The sequence below is a fragment of the Paenibacillus sp. AR247 genome (assembly GCF_002968895.1).
Lineage (GTDB): Bacteria > Bacillota > Bacilli > Paenibacillales > Paenibacillaceae > Paenibacillus_AQ > Paenibacillus_AQ favisporus.
Genome location: NZ_PCZT01000006.1, coordinates 27,439 through 42,808 on the forward strand (window position 1 = coordinate 27,439; position 15,370 = coordinate 42,808).

A 15,370-nucleotide genomic window follows, 5' to 3' on the forward strand; every position below is an offset into this window, starting at 1 on the left:
CGCATTGAGGCCGATGACGGACTTGAAAATGCTCATCAGAAGCGGCCGGTCATGGACGCCGAGAATGTCCCGAATGCCGGCGATGCCGAATTTGGGGCCGGGGAACCCCTGCACGAAATGATCTGAAAAGCCGAGGCGGTTCAGCTTGATTTTGCCGTCCATCGAGATTTTGCCGAAAACGGTGACAAGCAGGGCCGGAATGTCGCGGCTGAAGTTGATGTCCGGGTACGCGATGGTGACGTCGGCGTAACGCTCGCCGGGTGCTGCGCCTTCCGGCTCATGAACGTCCACCTGGAGCACTTCGCCAAGATGCTTCTGCATCGATTCCCGCTTCGCTTGGGGAAGCTCGGTCCAGCTGCCGACGGTCATGCCGACAGCGATCGATTCGGCCTTTTTACGAAAGTCGGCCTTGTCGTCATACAGCCGGTACGTGGCTGTGCAGCGGCTCATGAAATTCCCTCCTTCAGCGCGGCCCCCATTTCCCGGGAGCGTTCCGCACAGCGGTTCACGGCGGCGATCACCGTCTCGAAGAAATCGCCTTTGTCAAGCGTCTCCAGTGCAGCCTGGGTGGAGCCGTTCGGCGATGTCACCTTCGCCCGGAGGGCGGCAGGCTCTTCGCCGGTCTGCTGCACCATCCGTGCGGCGCCGAGAACCGTCTGCACCGTAAGTTCCTTGCACTGCTGCGGCGTCAGGCCGCCGCGGATGCCGGCAGCCATCATCGCTTCCATCATGTAATAGATATAAGCGGGGCCGCTGCCGGAGATGCCGGTCAGAATTTCCAGCTTCTCTTCGTCCACGACCGTTACCGTACCTACGGCCTGGAACAGCGTCATGACCGTCTGGCGGTCCTGGTCGTTGATTTCCTTGGAGAAGGAGACGCCGGTTGCGCCGAGGCCGATGGAGCTGGAGGTGTTCGGCATCGTCCGGGCGACGGGCTGCTTGCGTCCGAGCAGATCCTGGATCGTGCGGATGGTGAGCCCTGCGATGACGGATACGATCAGCGTGTTATCGGAGAGCAGCGGACCGAGTTTGCGCAGCACGTTAGCCGCATCCTTCGGTTTGATAGCGAGCACGATAATCGGAGATTCACGCAAAATTTCCGTGGTTTCCGCCGGGTCATTGTTCGTTTTGACATTGTAGCGGTGCTTGAGCTCTTCGAGCCGCCCCGAGTTGGAGCGGTTCAGCATGGTCAGGCTTCCGGCATTGACGACCGATCTTCCGATCAATCCTCTGACGATGGCTTCCGCCATCGCTCCTGCACCGTAAAAGGTAATGGGCTGGGCAATCATGGCCTGTTGTTGACTCATTATAATTCCTCCTTGCGCGGCAAGCCGGTATTGTAGAGCACCGGTATTACCCGCGAATTTGTCCATTTCCATGGATGATGTATTTCGTGGAAGTCAGAGCCGGCAGGCCCATCGGGCCGCGGGCGTGCAGCTTTTGCGTGCTGATGCCGATCTCTGCGCCAAATCCGAATTCGAAGCCGTCCGTAAAGCGGGTGGATGCGTTATGGTATACGGCGGCAGCGTCCACTTCCTGAAGGAAACGTTCGGCATGGCGCTGATCGGCGGTAACGATGCATTCGGAATGCTTAGTACCGTAAGCAGCAATGTGCTGCATGGCCTCATCTATCGATTCTACAATTTTTACGTTCAAAATGTAATCATTGTACTCCGTTGCATAATCTTCTTCTGTGACCGGGAGAGCCCAGTCGATGATTCTGCGGGTTTCTTCGTCGCCGCGCAGCTCCACCCCGGCTTCCTTGAACGTTCCGGCCAGTGCCAAGAGATGTTCCTTGGCATACGCCTGGTGCACGATCAGCGTCTCCATCGAATTGCAGACCGACGGACGCTGTACTTTGGCATTGATCGAGATCTCCTCGGCCATCACGGGATCGGCTGTCTCATCCAGATACGTATGGCAGATGCCGGCGCCGGTTTCGATGACCGGCACGGTGGCGTTTTCCACTACAGTGCGGATGAGCGAGCTGCCGCCGCGTGGAATGACGACGTCGAGCAGGCCGTTCAGCTTCAGCATCTCGTCGACCGATGAACGGTTCGGATCCTCGATCAGCTGAAGCGCCTCCGGCGGAATGGCGGTGGAGGCGAGGGCGCCATGGAGCACCTCGACGATTTTGCGGTTGGAGGAGAGGGCGGAGGAACCGCCCCGCAGCACCACGGCATTGCCTGTCTTCAGGCACAGGCCGGCGGCGTCGACGGTCACGTTCGGGCGCGCTTCATAAATGATGCCGATAACGCCAAGCGGTACGCGGTATTTGCGGATGCGGAGCCCGTTTGGACGTTCGATATTCTCCAGCTCGTCGCCGACCGGATCGGGGAGCTCGGCGATTTGCTCGAGCCCTGCGGCGATGGCGTCGATCCGCTGCGGATTAAGCGCCAGGCGGTCGAGCAGCGAGGATGAAGTTCCCTGCTGGCGGCCGCGCTCAAGATCCTCGGCGTTGGCCGCGATAATTTCATCCTGTTTCTGACGCAGCGCCTCGGCCATGCGAAGCAGCGCCTGATTTTTCTCGTCGGTGCTCAGCCGGTTCAATACGGCGGCGGCAGCGCCGGCGCGTTCTGCTTTTGATCTTACTTCACTCATATCATAAATGCCTCCTTGTCCTTATTATGTGAGTAACCTATTTTAAGGTAATCCACTCATCCCGATGAATCACTTCGAGCCGGTGAACGGTATCCAGCGTCCGGATCACTTCAGCGCTGCCCAAGCCCTGAATCCGCCTGAGCTGCTCATCGTCATAATTGACGATGCCGCGGCCGCAGACCGTCCCTTCCAGGTTCAGCACCTCGACGACGTCGCCGGCATGAAACTGGCCTTCGACCTGCTTCACGCCAACGGGGAGAAGGCTGTGGCCGCCATGAACAAGCGCTTCCTCCGCTCCCCGGTCCACGTAGAGAGTGCCGAGCGGGGTGGACATGAACCCGAGCCACTGCTTCTTCATCGGCAGCGAGTGCAGCTCGGTGTCGAAGTAGGTTCCTTTGCCGCGGCCTTCTATGGCGCTGCGAAGATCGCCGTTCTCGATTACGCGGCCCACGAAGACCGGTACGCCGCCGCGGGTGGCGATTTTGGCGGCATCCACTTTGGAGCGCATGCCGCCCGTACCGACGGATGAACCGGCGCCGCCGGCAATGGAGTAGATCTCCTCGGTAATTTCTCCGACATGGTCAAACCGGATCGCATTCGGATTATTCCTCGGATCGGCCGTATAGAGACCGTCCGTATCGGTCAGGATCAGCAGATGCTGGGCTTTGACCAGGTTGGCGACGAGCGCCGACAGCGTGTCGTTGTCGCCGAATTTCAGCTCATCGACCGAAACGGTATCGTTCTCGTTGAATATGGGGACCGCCCCCTGCTTCAGCAGCTCCTCGACGGTCATGCTGGCATTGTTCATGCGCTTGCGGCTGCAAAAGTCGGTGCGGGTTAGCAGGATTTGCGCGGCGGTGATGCCGTGCGAGGCGAATGCTTCCTGGTACGCCTGCATAAGCAGCGCCTGGCCGACGGAGGCCGCGGCCTGCTTTTCGTGCAGAAGCTTGGGCCGGAAGCTGTAGCCGATCGCCCGGAAGCCGGCCGCGACGGCACCGGAGGTGACAAGCAGCACTTCGCATCCGGCTTTGATGAGTGCTGCAATTTCGCCCGCAAAGAAGGCGACCGCATCGCGGTTCAGTCCGCCTTCAACGCTAGTGAGCGAGCTGCTGCCGATTTTGACGACGACTCGAGATGGCATATGATATCACGTTCCTTTTCTAAATATAAGACTGCTTTATTTTCCTCATAAAAAACTTCTTGGTACAACAAAAAAACTTTCGTCCTTTGGAGTAAAGGACGAAAGTTTATACTTCCGCGGTACCACCTTTATTGATGATTGGATCATCCGGCTTTGGGCCCTGTAACAGAAGGCACTGTCCTGCACACAGGCAGGCCGCTCAGGGGTAGGTTTCGGAGGGGCTCGCGGTAAATTCTTTCAGCCGGTGGAATTTACTCTCTGGGCGCGAGTGGCCGTTCTTACTGGTCCCGTCAACGCGTTTCATTATGTTTCTGTATATGCTTCCTTTGGTTCATCCGCTTTATTTTCACCTAGAATACCACGAAGCGGCGGTCTTTGCAAAAGGTTATACGAACAGATTCAGCCGTCCGATCCGCTCGGCAGCTTCCTGCAGCCTCTCCTCGGAGGTCAGCAGCCCGACCCGGACGTAACCTTCGCCATGCCGGCCGAAACCGATGCCGGGAGCAACGGCCACCTTGGCTTCTTTCAGCAGGAGGTCGGCAAACGACTCCGACGTAAAGCCATTGGGCACCGGCAGCCAGCTGAAGAAGGAACCGCCCGGCTTCTCCGCCGTCCAGCCGATGCGGCCGAGACCGTCGAAAAAGGCGTTGCGCCGCGATTCATACCGCTGCACGAGCTCCTGTACGCAGTCCTGGGAGGAGGTGAGCGCCGCAGCGGCCGCGGCTTGGATGCCGCCGAACAGGCTGACGTAGATATGATCCTGCAGGTTGTTGATGAGCGAAATAACGTCCCTGTTGCCCAGCGCAAATCCGACGCGCCAGCCAGCCATGTTGTACGTTTTGGACAGGGTGTAAAATTCGATGCCGACTTCCTTGGCGCCCGGTGCCTGCAGGAAGCTGACGGGGCGCTCGCCGTCAAAGCCGATGGCGCCGTAAGCGAAGTCGCTTGCGACGACGATGCCGTTCTCTCTGGCGAAGCGGACCGTGTCCTCATAGAAGCTTAGCGGGGCGACGGCCGATGTCGGATTGTTCGGATAATTCAGGTACATCAGCTTGGCGCGTGCCCGGTCAGCTGGGCTGATCCGGCCGTAATCCGGCAGGAAGGCGTTGTCCGCCAGCAGCGGCATAAACGACATTTCGGCTTTGGCCAGCGCTACGCCGGACCAGTAATCGGGGTATCCCGGATCCGGAACGAGGCACAGATCGCTGGGATTGAGCAAAATCTGCGGGAGCTGCACCAGTCCCGTTTTGCCGCCGAACAAAATGGCAACCTCTTTCTCAGGGTCAAGCTCCACGCCATAATCCTCGAGATAGCGCTTCGCGATCGCTTCCTTTAAAAAAGCAAAGCCGGTAAACGGCGAATATTTATGATAGAGCGGGTTGGCTGCCGCCTCTTGCAGCGCGGACACGATGTGTCCCGGCGTCGGTGTATCGGGATTGCCTTGCCCCAGATTGATGACGTCATGCCCAGCGGCGATTTCCCGGTTCACCTTCTGCACGAGGGTAGCGAAAAACTGGGTCGGCAGCTGGGTCATCACTTCGGCGGGTACGATGGGAAAAGCGGATGTCGGACGTGCGTTGTCCTCTGATGAATGCATATCAAATCACTCCGGTCTGGACTCGAGAATAATATGTTTAAATCTATCACGATTTATCCGGGCTGTATAGAGGGAAATGACTGCTTGCACGCGGAATGGGCAGCGACTATGATGGTATACAAATGAGATTTGCGGATCAAGCCGTTCGCGCCGTGATCCAGGGGAGGAACCAATCATGCCTTTAAATGAACGCGCGGTGCTGCGAGCCGCTTTAATACAGGCCGATATTCAAATCGGCCAGCCGGAGGCGAACCGCCTCCGTATGGAAGACCTGCTGGAACGGGCGGTGTCTGCGGAGCCGAAGCCGGACCTGCTGGTGCTGCCCGAAATGTGGAATACCGGTTACGCGCTGGAGCAGATCCAGGAGCTCGCCGATCCGGATGGCAGGGAGAGCCGGGAATGGTTATCGGCTTTTGCCAAGCGGCACGGGGTGACGATCGTTGGCGGCTCCATCGCGGAGAAGAAGGACGGCGGCATCTACAACACGATGTACGTTTTTAACGAACAAGGGGACACGACGGCCCAATATTCCAAGATTCACCTCTTCCGACTGATGGACGAGGAGAAACATCTTGAGGCCGGCGATGAAATCGTCAGCTTTGCATTGCGTGAGGGCTTTCAGGCCGGCGCTTCGATCTGCTACGACATCCGTTTTCCGGAGCTGGCCCGCACCCAGGCGCTGAACGGCGTAAAGGTGCTGATCGTGCCTGCCGAATGGCCGCATCCGCGCCTGCACCACTGGCGCACGCTGTTGATGGCCCGGGCGATCGAGAACCAGATGTATGTCATCGCCTGCAACCGCGTCGGGGTAAGCGGAAGCACCGAGTTCTTCGGCCATTCGCTCATCATCGACCCCTGGGGCGAGATTGTGGCTGAGGGCGGCGAAGGCGAAGAGATCGTGACCGGTGAACTGGATCTTGGGCTGGTCGATGAAGTGAGGGGCCGGATTCCGGTGTTCGAGGACCGCCGCCCCGATATTTACCGTAAACCGTAACCTCAAGCTTCAAACCGGAAACCGCACATGGAAAAAAGGTCCGGGCTCTCCGCCCGGGCCTTTACACGTTTTTTAGACCAGATCATTCAGCGTATCCTTGAACGTTTCGATAAAAGCCTCCGCCGCTTTGGACAAATACCGTCCGCGCCGGTATGCGACCACAAGTGTACGGCTCGGCACCGGCTCGGCAAGTGGAAGGTATACCGGCACGAATTCGCTTCGCGGCGCCCGCGCGATAAACCGCGGCACCAGCGTGATGCCCATGCCCGTGGCGACGAGCGACTGGATCGTCTCCATGTTGTTGCTCTCAAAGACGACCTTGGGCTCGAAACCGGCCTGCTGGCACAGGTCAAAGGTTATTTTGCGGAAGCCCTGTCCCTTTTTGAGCACGATAAACGATTCCCCGCTCAGCTCATCGATCCGGACCGGAACCGGCTTCCCGGTTTTGGCTCTGGCAGCGAGCGGATGCGATTCCGGTACGGCGAGGTCGATCTTTTCTTCGCCGATTACCTCGTATGTCAGCGAAGGCTCCTGCAGCGGCAGGGAGAGCAGGCTGAGGTCCGACTTGCCTCCGGCCGTAAGCTTCTCCAGGTTCATGGAGGAGTCCTCCAGCAGGGTGATTTCGATGTCCGGGTACTGGCGTTTGAATGTGGGAAGCACATGCGGAAGCAAGTGTGCGCCTGTAATCGGCATGCTGCCGATGATTACCTTGCCGCTCTTCAGCTGGGAGATATCAGCCATTTCCTGGCGCAGCAGCTCCACGGCGTCCATAATTTTTTGGGCCTGCTCCATAAAGGAAGCCCCGGCATGTGTCAATTCCACTGTGCTTGTATTGCGCTGGAACAGCAGCACCCCGAGCTCTTTCTCCAGCTTGGACAGCTGTTGGCTCAAGGAGGGTTGGGCGATATGCAGCTTCTCGGCGGCTCGGGAGAAATTTCGCTCTTGGGCGATTTGGAGTGCGTATTGCAGCTGTCTAAGTTCCATGAGACACCTTCCTTTGCTTTCTATAAAGTAGCGGATAAAACACGCTTTTCTTGATAGTTAATTCCTATTACTTTTATAGATATTATATCTTGGATCAATTAAGCTGCAAATGCTATATTTAGTGTAATTCAAGAGGCTGCCGGGCTGAATCGACTTCTGTCAGGCGTCTCTTCCAAGGAACGAAACCATGAAGAGGTGACAGTGATGAGTAAAAGAACGATGTTTGAGAAAATCTGGGATAACCACGTGATTCATCAGGAAGAAGGCAAGCCGAGCATTTTGTACATCGATTTGCACCTCGTCCACGAGGTAACGTCCCCGCAAGCCTTCGAGGGCCTGCGCCTGAGCGGCCGCAAGGTACGCCGTCCGGAGCTGACGTTCGCAACGATGGACCATAACGTACCGACGAAGGACCGTTTTAACATTACAGACCCGATCTCCAAGCAGCAGATCGACACGCTGTCGCAGAACTGCCGCGACTTCGGCGTCACACTCTTTGATCTGGATACGATTGACCAAGGGGTCGTGCACGTTATGGGGCCGGAACTCGGTCTGACCCATCCGGGCAAAACGATCGTCTGCGGCGACAGCCACACTTCGACTCACGGCGCATTCGGCGCTCTGGCGTTCGGGATCGGCACAAGCGAAGTGGAACACGTGCTGGCTACCCAATGCTTGCAGCAGGCCAAAGCGAAGACGATGGAAGTACGCTTCGTCGGCAAACGCAATCCCGGCGTAACGGCGAAAGACATGATCCTCGGCGTCATTGCCAAGTATGGCACGGATTTTGCTACAGGTTATGTTATTGAGTACACGGGCGAAGCGATCCGCGAGCTGTCGATGGAAGAGCGCATGACCGTCTGCAACATGTCGATCGAAGGCGGTGCGAGAGCGGGCATGATCGCTCCGGATGAAACGACATTCGAATACTTGCGCGGACGCCAATACGTGCCGCAAGGCAGCGACTTTGACCAAGCGGTGGAGCAGTGGAAGCAGCTCGTCACCGACGAAGGCGCAGCATACGACCGCGTTGTGGAGTTTGACGTGGAAACCCTGATCCCGCAAGTGACCTGGGGAACGAGCCCGGGTATGGGTACGGACATTACGTCCCGCGTGCCGGTGCCGGCGGAACTGCCGACCGAAACGAACGCAAAGCAGCTGAAAAAGCGATTGAATATATGGGCCTGACGCCGGGAACGCCGATGTCGGAAATCGAAATCGACTACGTGTTTATCGGTTCCTGCACCAACGGCCGGATCGAGGACCTGCGCGCTGCGGCCCAGGTAGCCAAGGGGCACAAGGTGTCCGACCGGGTAACGGCGATCGTCGTTCCGGGTTCGGGACGCGTTAAGATCCAGGCGGAGAAGGAAGGACTGGACAAAATTTTCACCGAAGCGGGCTTCGAATGGCGTGATGCCGGATGCAGCATGTGCCTGGCGATGAACCCGGACGTTCTCCAGCCGGGACAGCGCTGCGCATCGACGTCCAACCGGAACTTCGAAGGCCGTCAAGGCCGCGGCGGACGCACGCACCTCGTGTCTCCGGCAATGGCTGCAGCAGCGGCGATCAAGGGTCGGTTCACGGATGTCCGTGATTGGAACTTCAAAACGGAAGCGGTCAGCAGCTAAGGAGGAGAATAAACATGGAAGCTTTTACGAAATTAACAGGTCTCGTCGCTCCGGTAGACCGGGTGAACGTGGATACGGATGCCATCATTCCTAAACAATTTTTGAAGCGGATCGAACGCACAGGTTTCGGACAATTTCTGTTCTATGAATGGAGATTCGATGAGCAGGGCAACGACATCCCGCAGTTTTCGCTGAACCAGCCGCGCTATAAAGGCGCTTCGATTCTGATCTCCAGAGCGAACTTCGGCTGCGGTTCTTCCCGTGAGCATGCGCCATGGGCGATCATGGATTACGGGTTCAGATGCGTCATCGCGCCATCGTTCGCAGACATTTTCTACAACAACTGCTTTAAGAACGGCATTCTGCCGATTAAACTGTCGGAAGAGCAGGTGGAAGACCTGTTCCAGCGTACGGCAGCAAATGAAGGCTACGAGCTGAACGTTGACCTGGAAAACAAAACGATCACGGATGCCCAAGGTCTGCGTATCGATTTCGACCTGGATGAGCACCGCCGTCAGTTCCTGCTGCAAGGCCTGGACGATATCGGCCTGACCCTTCAGCATGAAGATGCCATCTCCGCCTATGAGCAAAAGCACGCGGATCGCTTGTTCGCGTAACTTATCCAGCCGGATGGGCACTGCCCTTCATTATAAGCTCCCATGCTCCGATAAGGAGTGTGGGGGCTTTTTTGCTGGGCGCTGGAGTATATCCGAGGAGCCGAAGGAGTTAAGGGAGGTCGATATTTGGATAAATCGGGAAAGAAAACAGGTAAAAATTTGTAAAATCAAGCAGGAATATAAGATTAGCACACAGAAATTGTTACAGGTCAAATTCCGTTAATGTTTTTTCATACATACATTCTGCGGCTTGTCACGAGCAGCAGCAAAAAATCAGTTTGTCAGAGGTGGAACATGAAGAAATTCGGCTTTTTACTGTTTTTATTGATGTTCGCCTTTATTGTCGGCGCCCAGGCGCCGTCGGTATCGGCGGCAAGCGGCACGGAGATCGTGCTGGACGGGAAACAACTGGACATGCCTGCGGACGCAGGGGTTGTCAACGTGAACGGGAGTATTATGGTTCCCTTCCGCGTGGTCGGTGAAAATCTTGGATTTGCCGTAGATTGGGAGCAGAAGTCGCAGAAGGTCACGATTCAGAAAGGCAGCACCAAGATGCTGCTTGTCGTGAAGCAGAAATCGGCAACCGTGAACGGCAAAAAGGTGAGCTTGGATCAGCCTCCGCTCCTGCAGAAGGGCAGCGTCGTTGTGCCGATCCGGTTCGTGAGCGAACAGATGGGCCTTGCGGTCAGTTGGGATGGCGTCAACAAAACTGTGTATCTGTCGACGGATGGATCGAATCCGTCGGGAGCCGATCCGGGAACAGGAGCAGGCAGTGGAGGCACGATACCGGTTCCTGATACGGGGAGCGGCAATTCGGAAGGCACCGCTCCGTCAGGCGGTTCTGAAGGATCCGGCGTGACCGGCCAGGAGGGAACTGCCGAGCTGACTGGCATCAGTTTTAGCGACAACCGCCTGATGATCGCTACCTCCGGCAATGGGAATGTGGTCCCGAAAGTGTTTACGATGAAAAATCCGGACCGCATCGTCGTGGATCTGCCGCAGACCGAATTCTCAGGAGCACTGGGCGAGACACTCCCCTTGAGCGCCGACGCTCAAGGGAAGCTGGACGTCAGCGGGTATCCCGATGTTTCCGGGGTCCGGTATTCGTTGTTCAGCAGCAGTCCGTCCACCGTTCGGATCGTGATTGATTTGAACTATGCCAAAAACTATGCCGCATACCCGGATCCGTCCGGAAACGGGATGTTTATCGTCGATTTGAATTTAGCTTCAGAGACGCCGTCGGTTCCGGTCGGGGGCAGCGGGAAGAAGGTCGTCGTGATCGACGCCGGGCACGGTGCCAAGGATCCCGGGACGATCGGCTATTCGAAAACGAAGGAGAAGGACTTCAACTTGGCGGTTGCCCTAAAGGTCGGACAGCTTCTCGGGAGCGAGCCGAATATCGATTTTGTTCTGACGAGAAGCGATGACACTTTCCTCGAGTTGAAGGACCGTGTTAAAATAGCCAACGATCTGAATGCCGACGTATTTGTATCCATCCATGCGAACAGCGCGGGCTCGTCTGCGGCGAGCGGCAGCGAAACCTNTTATCAGCGTGATGCAAGCAAATCGCTGGCGAACGTGCTGCACAAGTATTTGGTTCAGGCTACCGGCCTGGCGGACCGGGGAGTGAAATACGGCAACTTCCACGTCATTCGGGAAACCAAAATGCCGGCTGTTCTCCTGGAGGTTGGTTATCTGAGCAATCCGAAGGATGAGGCAACCTTGTTCTCCGAAAACGTTCAGCAGTCCGTCGCGCAGGGGATCGTGAACGGCATTAAGGAATATTTGGGATTATAGAATTCGGAACTTGGCTGAAAGGAGTGTTATGGTGAATAAAAAAATATGGTGCGCAGTTCTTCTGTCCGCCGTGATGATTGTGGGAGCAGGCTGCGGTCAGAAAGCGAAGACGGCTCCTCCTCCGCCAGCGAGCGCTTCCGAACCGAGCTCACTTCAAGCGGACGAGAGCACATCGCCGCCGGTTACGGAAGGTACTGCTCCGGATGACAGCACGGCAGGTAGCAATTCGGGCAATGACAGCAGCGGAGGGACCGGGGAAACCAAGGGTGAATCAACCGGTGAGGCAGCTAAGGATCAACCCAGCTTTCAGAAATTGACCATTGATGTATATTACACCGACCCGCAGGAAATGGAGCTGAAGAAAGCCCGGAAGGAGATCAGCTACCAGGTTCCTCTTGAGAAATACGTTGAGGCGTTCAAAGCGCTTCAAGACAGCGGCAGCACCGACCTCGTTCCGCTGTGGGGTAAAATCGAATTGACCAAAATGTCGCTGGACACAGATACGGGACTCCTGCATATGGATATTCATATCCCGGACGAAGCCCGGCTGGGATCGGGCGGGGAACAATTTGCCCTCGACTCGCTCAAGCAAACGATGTTTCAATTCGACGAAATCAAAGCGATCGACATCCTCGTCGACGGCCAAGCCGTGGAGAGTCTGATGGGCCACATGGATCTCGACCATCCGATCAAGAGAGGCGAGTAGATCATCGTTTCAATCATAACGAACAAGCATGCCGATTCCTATTGGGAGTCGGCATGCTTTTTTGCGGAAACCATGCTTTTCAGCAGGGGTGTTTGAATCGATAATACATAAAAATCCCCGGTTTTTGTCCATCCAAAGTCATAGTAAAACTTTTGCATATAGAGGAATATATTCGCAACTTTTCAAGGGGGCTCGCGTCTAATAAATGTCTGGTGATGTCGAAGATGCCGAAGCCGAAACGTCAAAAAGCAGTTGAAAAATTTGAGAATGGTAGGGGTGAATAATGAAGAAGTTTGGTTTTTTGTTTGCGTTTATATTTGTCTTCATTTTGGCGTTTCCTCATAATGGACAGGCTGCGGCAGGGAGCACAAAGATTTTTTTGAATGACAATGAGCTGAAGCTAACAGGTAATGCAGTGGTTGAAAATGTGAAGGGTAATACGATGATCCCATTTCGCGTGGTCGGAGAGAGTCTGGGATTTGAAGTCGCATGGGAGCAGAAGACCGGCACGGTAACCATACAAAAGGACTCGACAGTCATAAAGCTTGTTGTTAATCAAAAGAATGCTACGGTTAACGGCAGTAAGGTTGCACTTAATATCGCGCCGATTCTGCGCACCGACACGGTCATCGTCCCGCTTCGCTTTGTGAGTGAGCAAATGGGACTGACCGTCAGCTGGGATAATGTGAAGAAAGTGGTATATTTAATTACCCCGGATTCGAATTCCGGAAACAGCGGAAATGCCGGCACCGGTGCAGGCAACGGCGGGACAACCGTACCCGGCAACGGCAGCGGCGATAACGACAGCAGCGTCGGGCTCGTCAATGGACTCAGCTTCAGCGACAACCGGCTGCTGATCGCAACCAGCGGGTCGGTTAAGGCCAGCAGTTTTAAAATGACCGGTCCCGATCGGGTCGTCATCGATCTGACGAACGCGAAATTTTCGGATCAATTCAGCGGTTCTTCTCCGCTGGACAGCAATTATAACGGCTCAATCAACGTCAGCGGCTATCCGGATGTATCCAAGGTCCGTTACTCGCTGTATAACGATAATCCTTCCACGGTACGCGTGGTCATTGATCTGAATTATGCAAAAAATTATAAGCTGACCAATGAAAACGGGATGTATATCATCGACTTGAACACATCAGACAGCGGCACTCCTTCCACTCCAGTTGGCGGAGGCGGCAAAAAAATCGTCGTCATTGATGCAGGCCATGGCGATCAGGATCCTGGCGCATCAGGCGTTTCCGGCAAAAAAGAAAAAGCGTTTAACTTGGCGGTTGCCCTCAAAGTAGGGGCTCTGCTCAAAAATGATCCAAACATCGATGTCGTTCTTACCCGCAGCGACGATACGTTCCTTGAACTGAGCGAACGGGTAAAGATTGCCAACGATTTGAAGGCGGATGTGTTTATTTCCATTCATGCGAACAGTGCAGGCTCCTCTGTGGCAACAGGAAGTGAAACCTATTATCAGCGGGATGCCAGCAAGGCGCTGGCCAACGTGATGCATAAGTACCTGGTACAAGCCACCGGGCTGAAGGACCGCGGCGTTCGCTACGGCAATTTCCACGTCATTCGCGAAACGAGATGCCGGCCGTGCTGCTGGAAGTCGGTTATCTGAGCAACAAAAACGCGATGCCGCCCTTTTCTCGGAAAGCTTCCAGCAGCGGGTTGCCAAAGGCATCGTCAGTGGTATTAAAGAAGCCGACCACCGCACCAGATCAGCAGCAGGAGACGGCCTCCGATCAGCAGGTGACTGGAAGCGGCGGAGATACGGCAGCCGGAGAAACGGGAACCGAAGGCAATAACGGTGCCGTTACTTCCGACAGCGGGCAGGACCAAGGTTCAGACCAAGGCCAGGCCTCATCCGGTTCGCAAGGGCAAGGACAGGGTCAAGAGGCGACTGGCCAGGGCCAATCCATTTCCACGCAAACGACGAATTCGAACCAAAAAAGCTTGAATATCGATGTCTATTATACAGATCCTGAGGAACTGGATTTGCACAAAGCCCAGAAGGAAATCAGCTTCAGCAGCGATGATGAAAAGTATAAGAAGGCGTTCGAAGCGCTGCAGGCCAGCGACAAATCGGACCTGGTCCCTCTCTGGGGCAAGGTGGAACTTAAATCGCTGAGCATGAAGGACGGTCAGCTTACCATCGACATTCATCTGCCGGATGAAGCTCGTCTCGGTGCAGCGGGAGAGCAGTTCGCCCTCGACGCGCTCGACAACACGTTGTTTCAGTTTGACGAAGTGAAGTCGATCGAGCTGCTGGTTGACGGCGCCAAGGTGGAAAGCCTGATGGGGCATGTCGATTTGGAGCATCCGATGACAAGACACTGATTTTTTTGGGGAAATTCAGGAAATATAGCAGGAGCTCGGCTCCTGGATGTCGAATTATATACAGCTAGAGCATGGCTGATAGTAACGAACTAAAGTTGGAGCGTTGCGCATCCTTTGTGGGAGCTATGATTCCCGGGGAACGGGCGACTCCGCTTTAGTTCTTTCTATTTATTTCAGAGAGGGGCACTATCATGGTTCAGAAACGCAGCAATCATTCCTTACCTTCTAAAAAAGTCGTCTCCGCCGTCCTGGTCGGTATGATGGCATTAAGCTCGGGCACAGCCGTATTCGCGGATACCCCGGCGACGACCGGAGCGAGCGTAACAGCAGCTTCCGTCGGCCAGTTCAGTGACGTCAAGAGCGGATTCTGGGCTGAAAAGCATATATACAAGCTTGCTGCCCAAGGCATCATCCTCGGCGATAAAGGGCTGTTCCGTCCAAACGATTATGTGACTCAGCAGGAAGCCGTTACGATGGCGATCCGTTTTGCCGGGCTTCAGAACAAGCTGAGCACGGACACGGCCGTTGCGCTGCCGGAGAATGTCGTCGTAAATAATTATTTCAAGCCATACGTTGCACTCGCTTTCCAGCAAAGCATGCTGAACAAGGCGTCCGAAAGCGCGGCCACCGGTCAAAAGGGAACCTGGGGCGAGCGGAAGGCGAGCCGGGAGTGGATCACCGAAGTGCTGGTCCGCGCTCTGGGCAAGGAAAGCCAAGCTTCCGCCGCAGCCTCGAAGGCCACGACGTTTGCCGATAACGGCAAGATTTCCGCTTCAAAACGCGGGTTTGTGAACGTTGCGCTGGAGCTGGGCTTGACGAACGGTGTGGATGGTAACCGCTTTGATCCGCAAGGTTCGGTTACGCGTGCCCAGCTGGCGACCTTTTTCAGCCGGGCCGAAGCCTACAACAACATTAAGTACGACAACTCCGCCGAAGGCATCATCACCGGGCTGAGCGATAAT

General features: G+C 55.7%; 11 protein-coding genes and 3 pseudogenes. 8 read left to right on the forward strand and 6 right to left on the reverse strand.

Features of this window, described 5'->3' with window-relative positions:
- The 5 genes and pseudogenes from mtnW to CPT76_RS05040 form a co-directional block, all read right to left on the reverse strand.
- Window positions 1–450 (reverse strand): annotated as a pseudogene (gene mtnW, locus CPT76_RS05020) (2,3-diketo-5-methylthiopentyl-1-phosphate enolase); the annotation flags it as partial.
- Window positions 447–1,307, reverse strand: a complete 861-nt coding sequence (gene proC, locus CPT76_RS05025) for a pyrroline-5-carboxylate reductase (RefSeq protein ID WP_234489343.1) — start codon at window positions 1,305–1,307, stop codon at window positions 447–449. The pseudogene mtnW and the gene proC, both read right to left, overlap by 4 nt.
- Window positions 1,308–1,353: 46 nt before the next feature.
- On the reverse strand, window positions 1,354–2,601 hold the full coding sequence (locus CPT76_RS05030) for a glutamate-5-semialdehyde dehydrogenase (protein ID WP_105442136.1): 1,248 nt from the start codon (window positions 2,599–2,601) through the stop codon (window positions 1,354–1,356).
- A gap of 37 nt (window positions 2,602–2,638) precedes the next feature.
- Window positions 2,639–3,742 carry a glutamate 5-kinase gene (gene proB / locus CPT76_RS05035; RefSeq protein WP_105442137.1) on the reverse strand — a complete coding sequence of 368 codons (1,104 nt, stop codon included), beginning with the start codon at window positions 3,740–3,742 and terminating at the stop codon, window positions 2,639–2,641.
- A gap of 385 nt (window positions 3,743–4,127) precedes the next feature.
- Window positions 4,128–5,339 carry a pyridoxal phosphate-dependent aminotransferase gene (locus CPT76_RS05040; RefSeq protein WP_105442138.1) on the reverse strand — a complete coding sequence of 404 codons (1,212 nt, stop codon included), beginning with the start codon at window positions 5,337–5,339 and terminating at the stop codon, window positions 4,128–4,130.
- 175 nt (window positions 5,340–5,514) lie between these two features.
- On the opposite strand from CPT76_RS05040, the gene CPT76_RS05045 reads away from it, so the two are divergent.
- Window positions 5,515–6,333 carry a carbon-nitrogen family hydrolase gene (locus CPT76_RS05045; RefSeq protein ID WP_105442139.1) on the forward strand — a complete coding sequence of 273 codons (819 nt, stop codon included), beginning with the start codon at window positions 5,515–5,517 and terminating at the stop codon, window positions 6,331–6,333.
- Between the two features lie 72 nt (window positions 6,334–6,405).
- On the opposite strand, the gene CPT76_RS05050 is transcribed toward CPT76_RS05045, so the two are convergent.
- Window positions 6,406–7,317: a LysR family transcriptional regulator gene (locus CPT76_RS05050; RefSeq protein ID WP_105442140.1), complete on the reverse strand. Its 912-nt coding sequence runs from the start codon at window positions 7,315–7,317 to the stop codon at window positions 6,406–6,408.
- Window positions 7,318–7,521: 204 nt separating this feature from the next.
- On the opposite strand from CPT76_RS05050, the pseudogene leuC reads away from it, so the two are divergent.
- The 7 genes and pseudogenes from leuC to CPT76_RS05090 form a co-directional block, all read left to right on the forward strand.
- A pseudogene (leuC, locus tag CPT76_RS05055) lies at window positions 7,522–8,945 on the forward strand (3-isopropylmalate dehydratase large subunit).
- 14 nt (window positions 8,946–8,959) lie between these two features.
- A complete protein-coding gene (leuD, locus tag CPT76_RS05060) occupies window positions 8,960–9,562 on the forward strand; it encodes a 3-isopropylmalate dehydratase small subunit (RefSeq protein ID WP_105442141.1) in 603 nt (200 codons plus the stop codon).
- Window positions 9,563–9,856: 294 nt separating this feature from the next.
- Complete coding sequence (locus CPT76_RS05070) at window positions 9,857–11,359, forward strand: N-acetylmuramoyl-L-alanine amidase (protein ID WP_105442143.1); 1,503 nt, start codon at window positions 9,857–9,859, stop codon at window positions 11,357–11,359.
- Window positions 11,360–11,387: 28 nt separating this feature from the next.
- The gene (locus tag CPT76_RS05075) at window positions 11,388–12,065 is read left to right on the forward strand and encodes a GerMN domain-containing protein (protein WP_308737515.1); all 678 of its coding nucleotides are present in this window, start codon (window positions 11,388–11,390) and stop codon (window positions 12,063–12,065) included.
- Window positions 12,066–12,348: 283 nt separating this feature from the next.
- Window positions 12,349–13,771, forward strand: a pseudogene (locus CPT76_RS05080) (N-acetylmuramoyl-L-alanine amidase family protein); the annotation flags it as partial.
- Window positions 13,758–14,408: a GerMN domain-containing protein gene (locus tag CPT76_RS05085; RefSeq protein ID WP_181152722.1), complete on the forward strand. Its 651-nt coding sequence runs from the start codon at window positions 13,758–13,760 to the stop codon at window positions 14,406–14,408. The pseudogene CPT76_RS05080 and the gene CPT76_RS05085, both read left to right, overlap by 14 nt.
- A gap of 191 nt (window positions 14,409–14,599) precedes the next feature.
- A partial coding sequence (locus CPT76_RS05090; protein ID WP_181152693.1) for an S-layer homology domain-containing protein occupies window positions 14,600–15,370 on the forward strand: 771 nt, incomplete at its 3' end.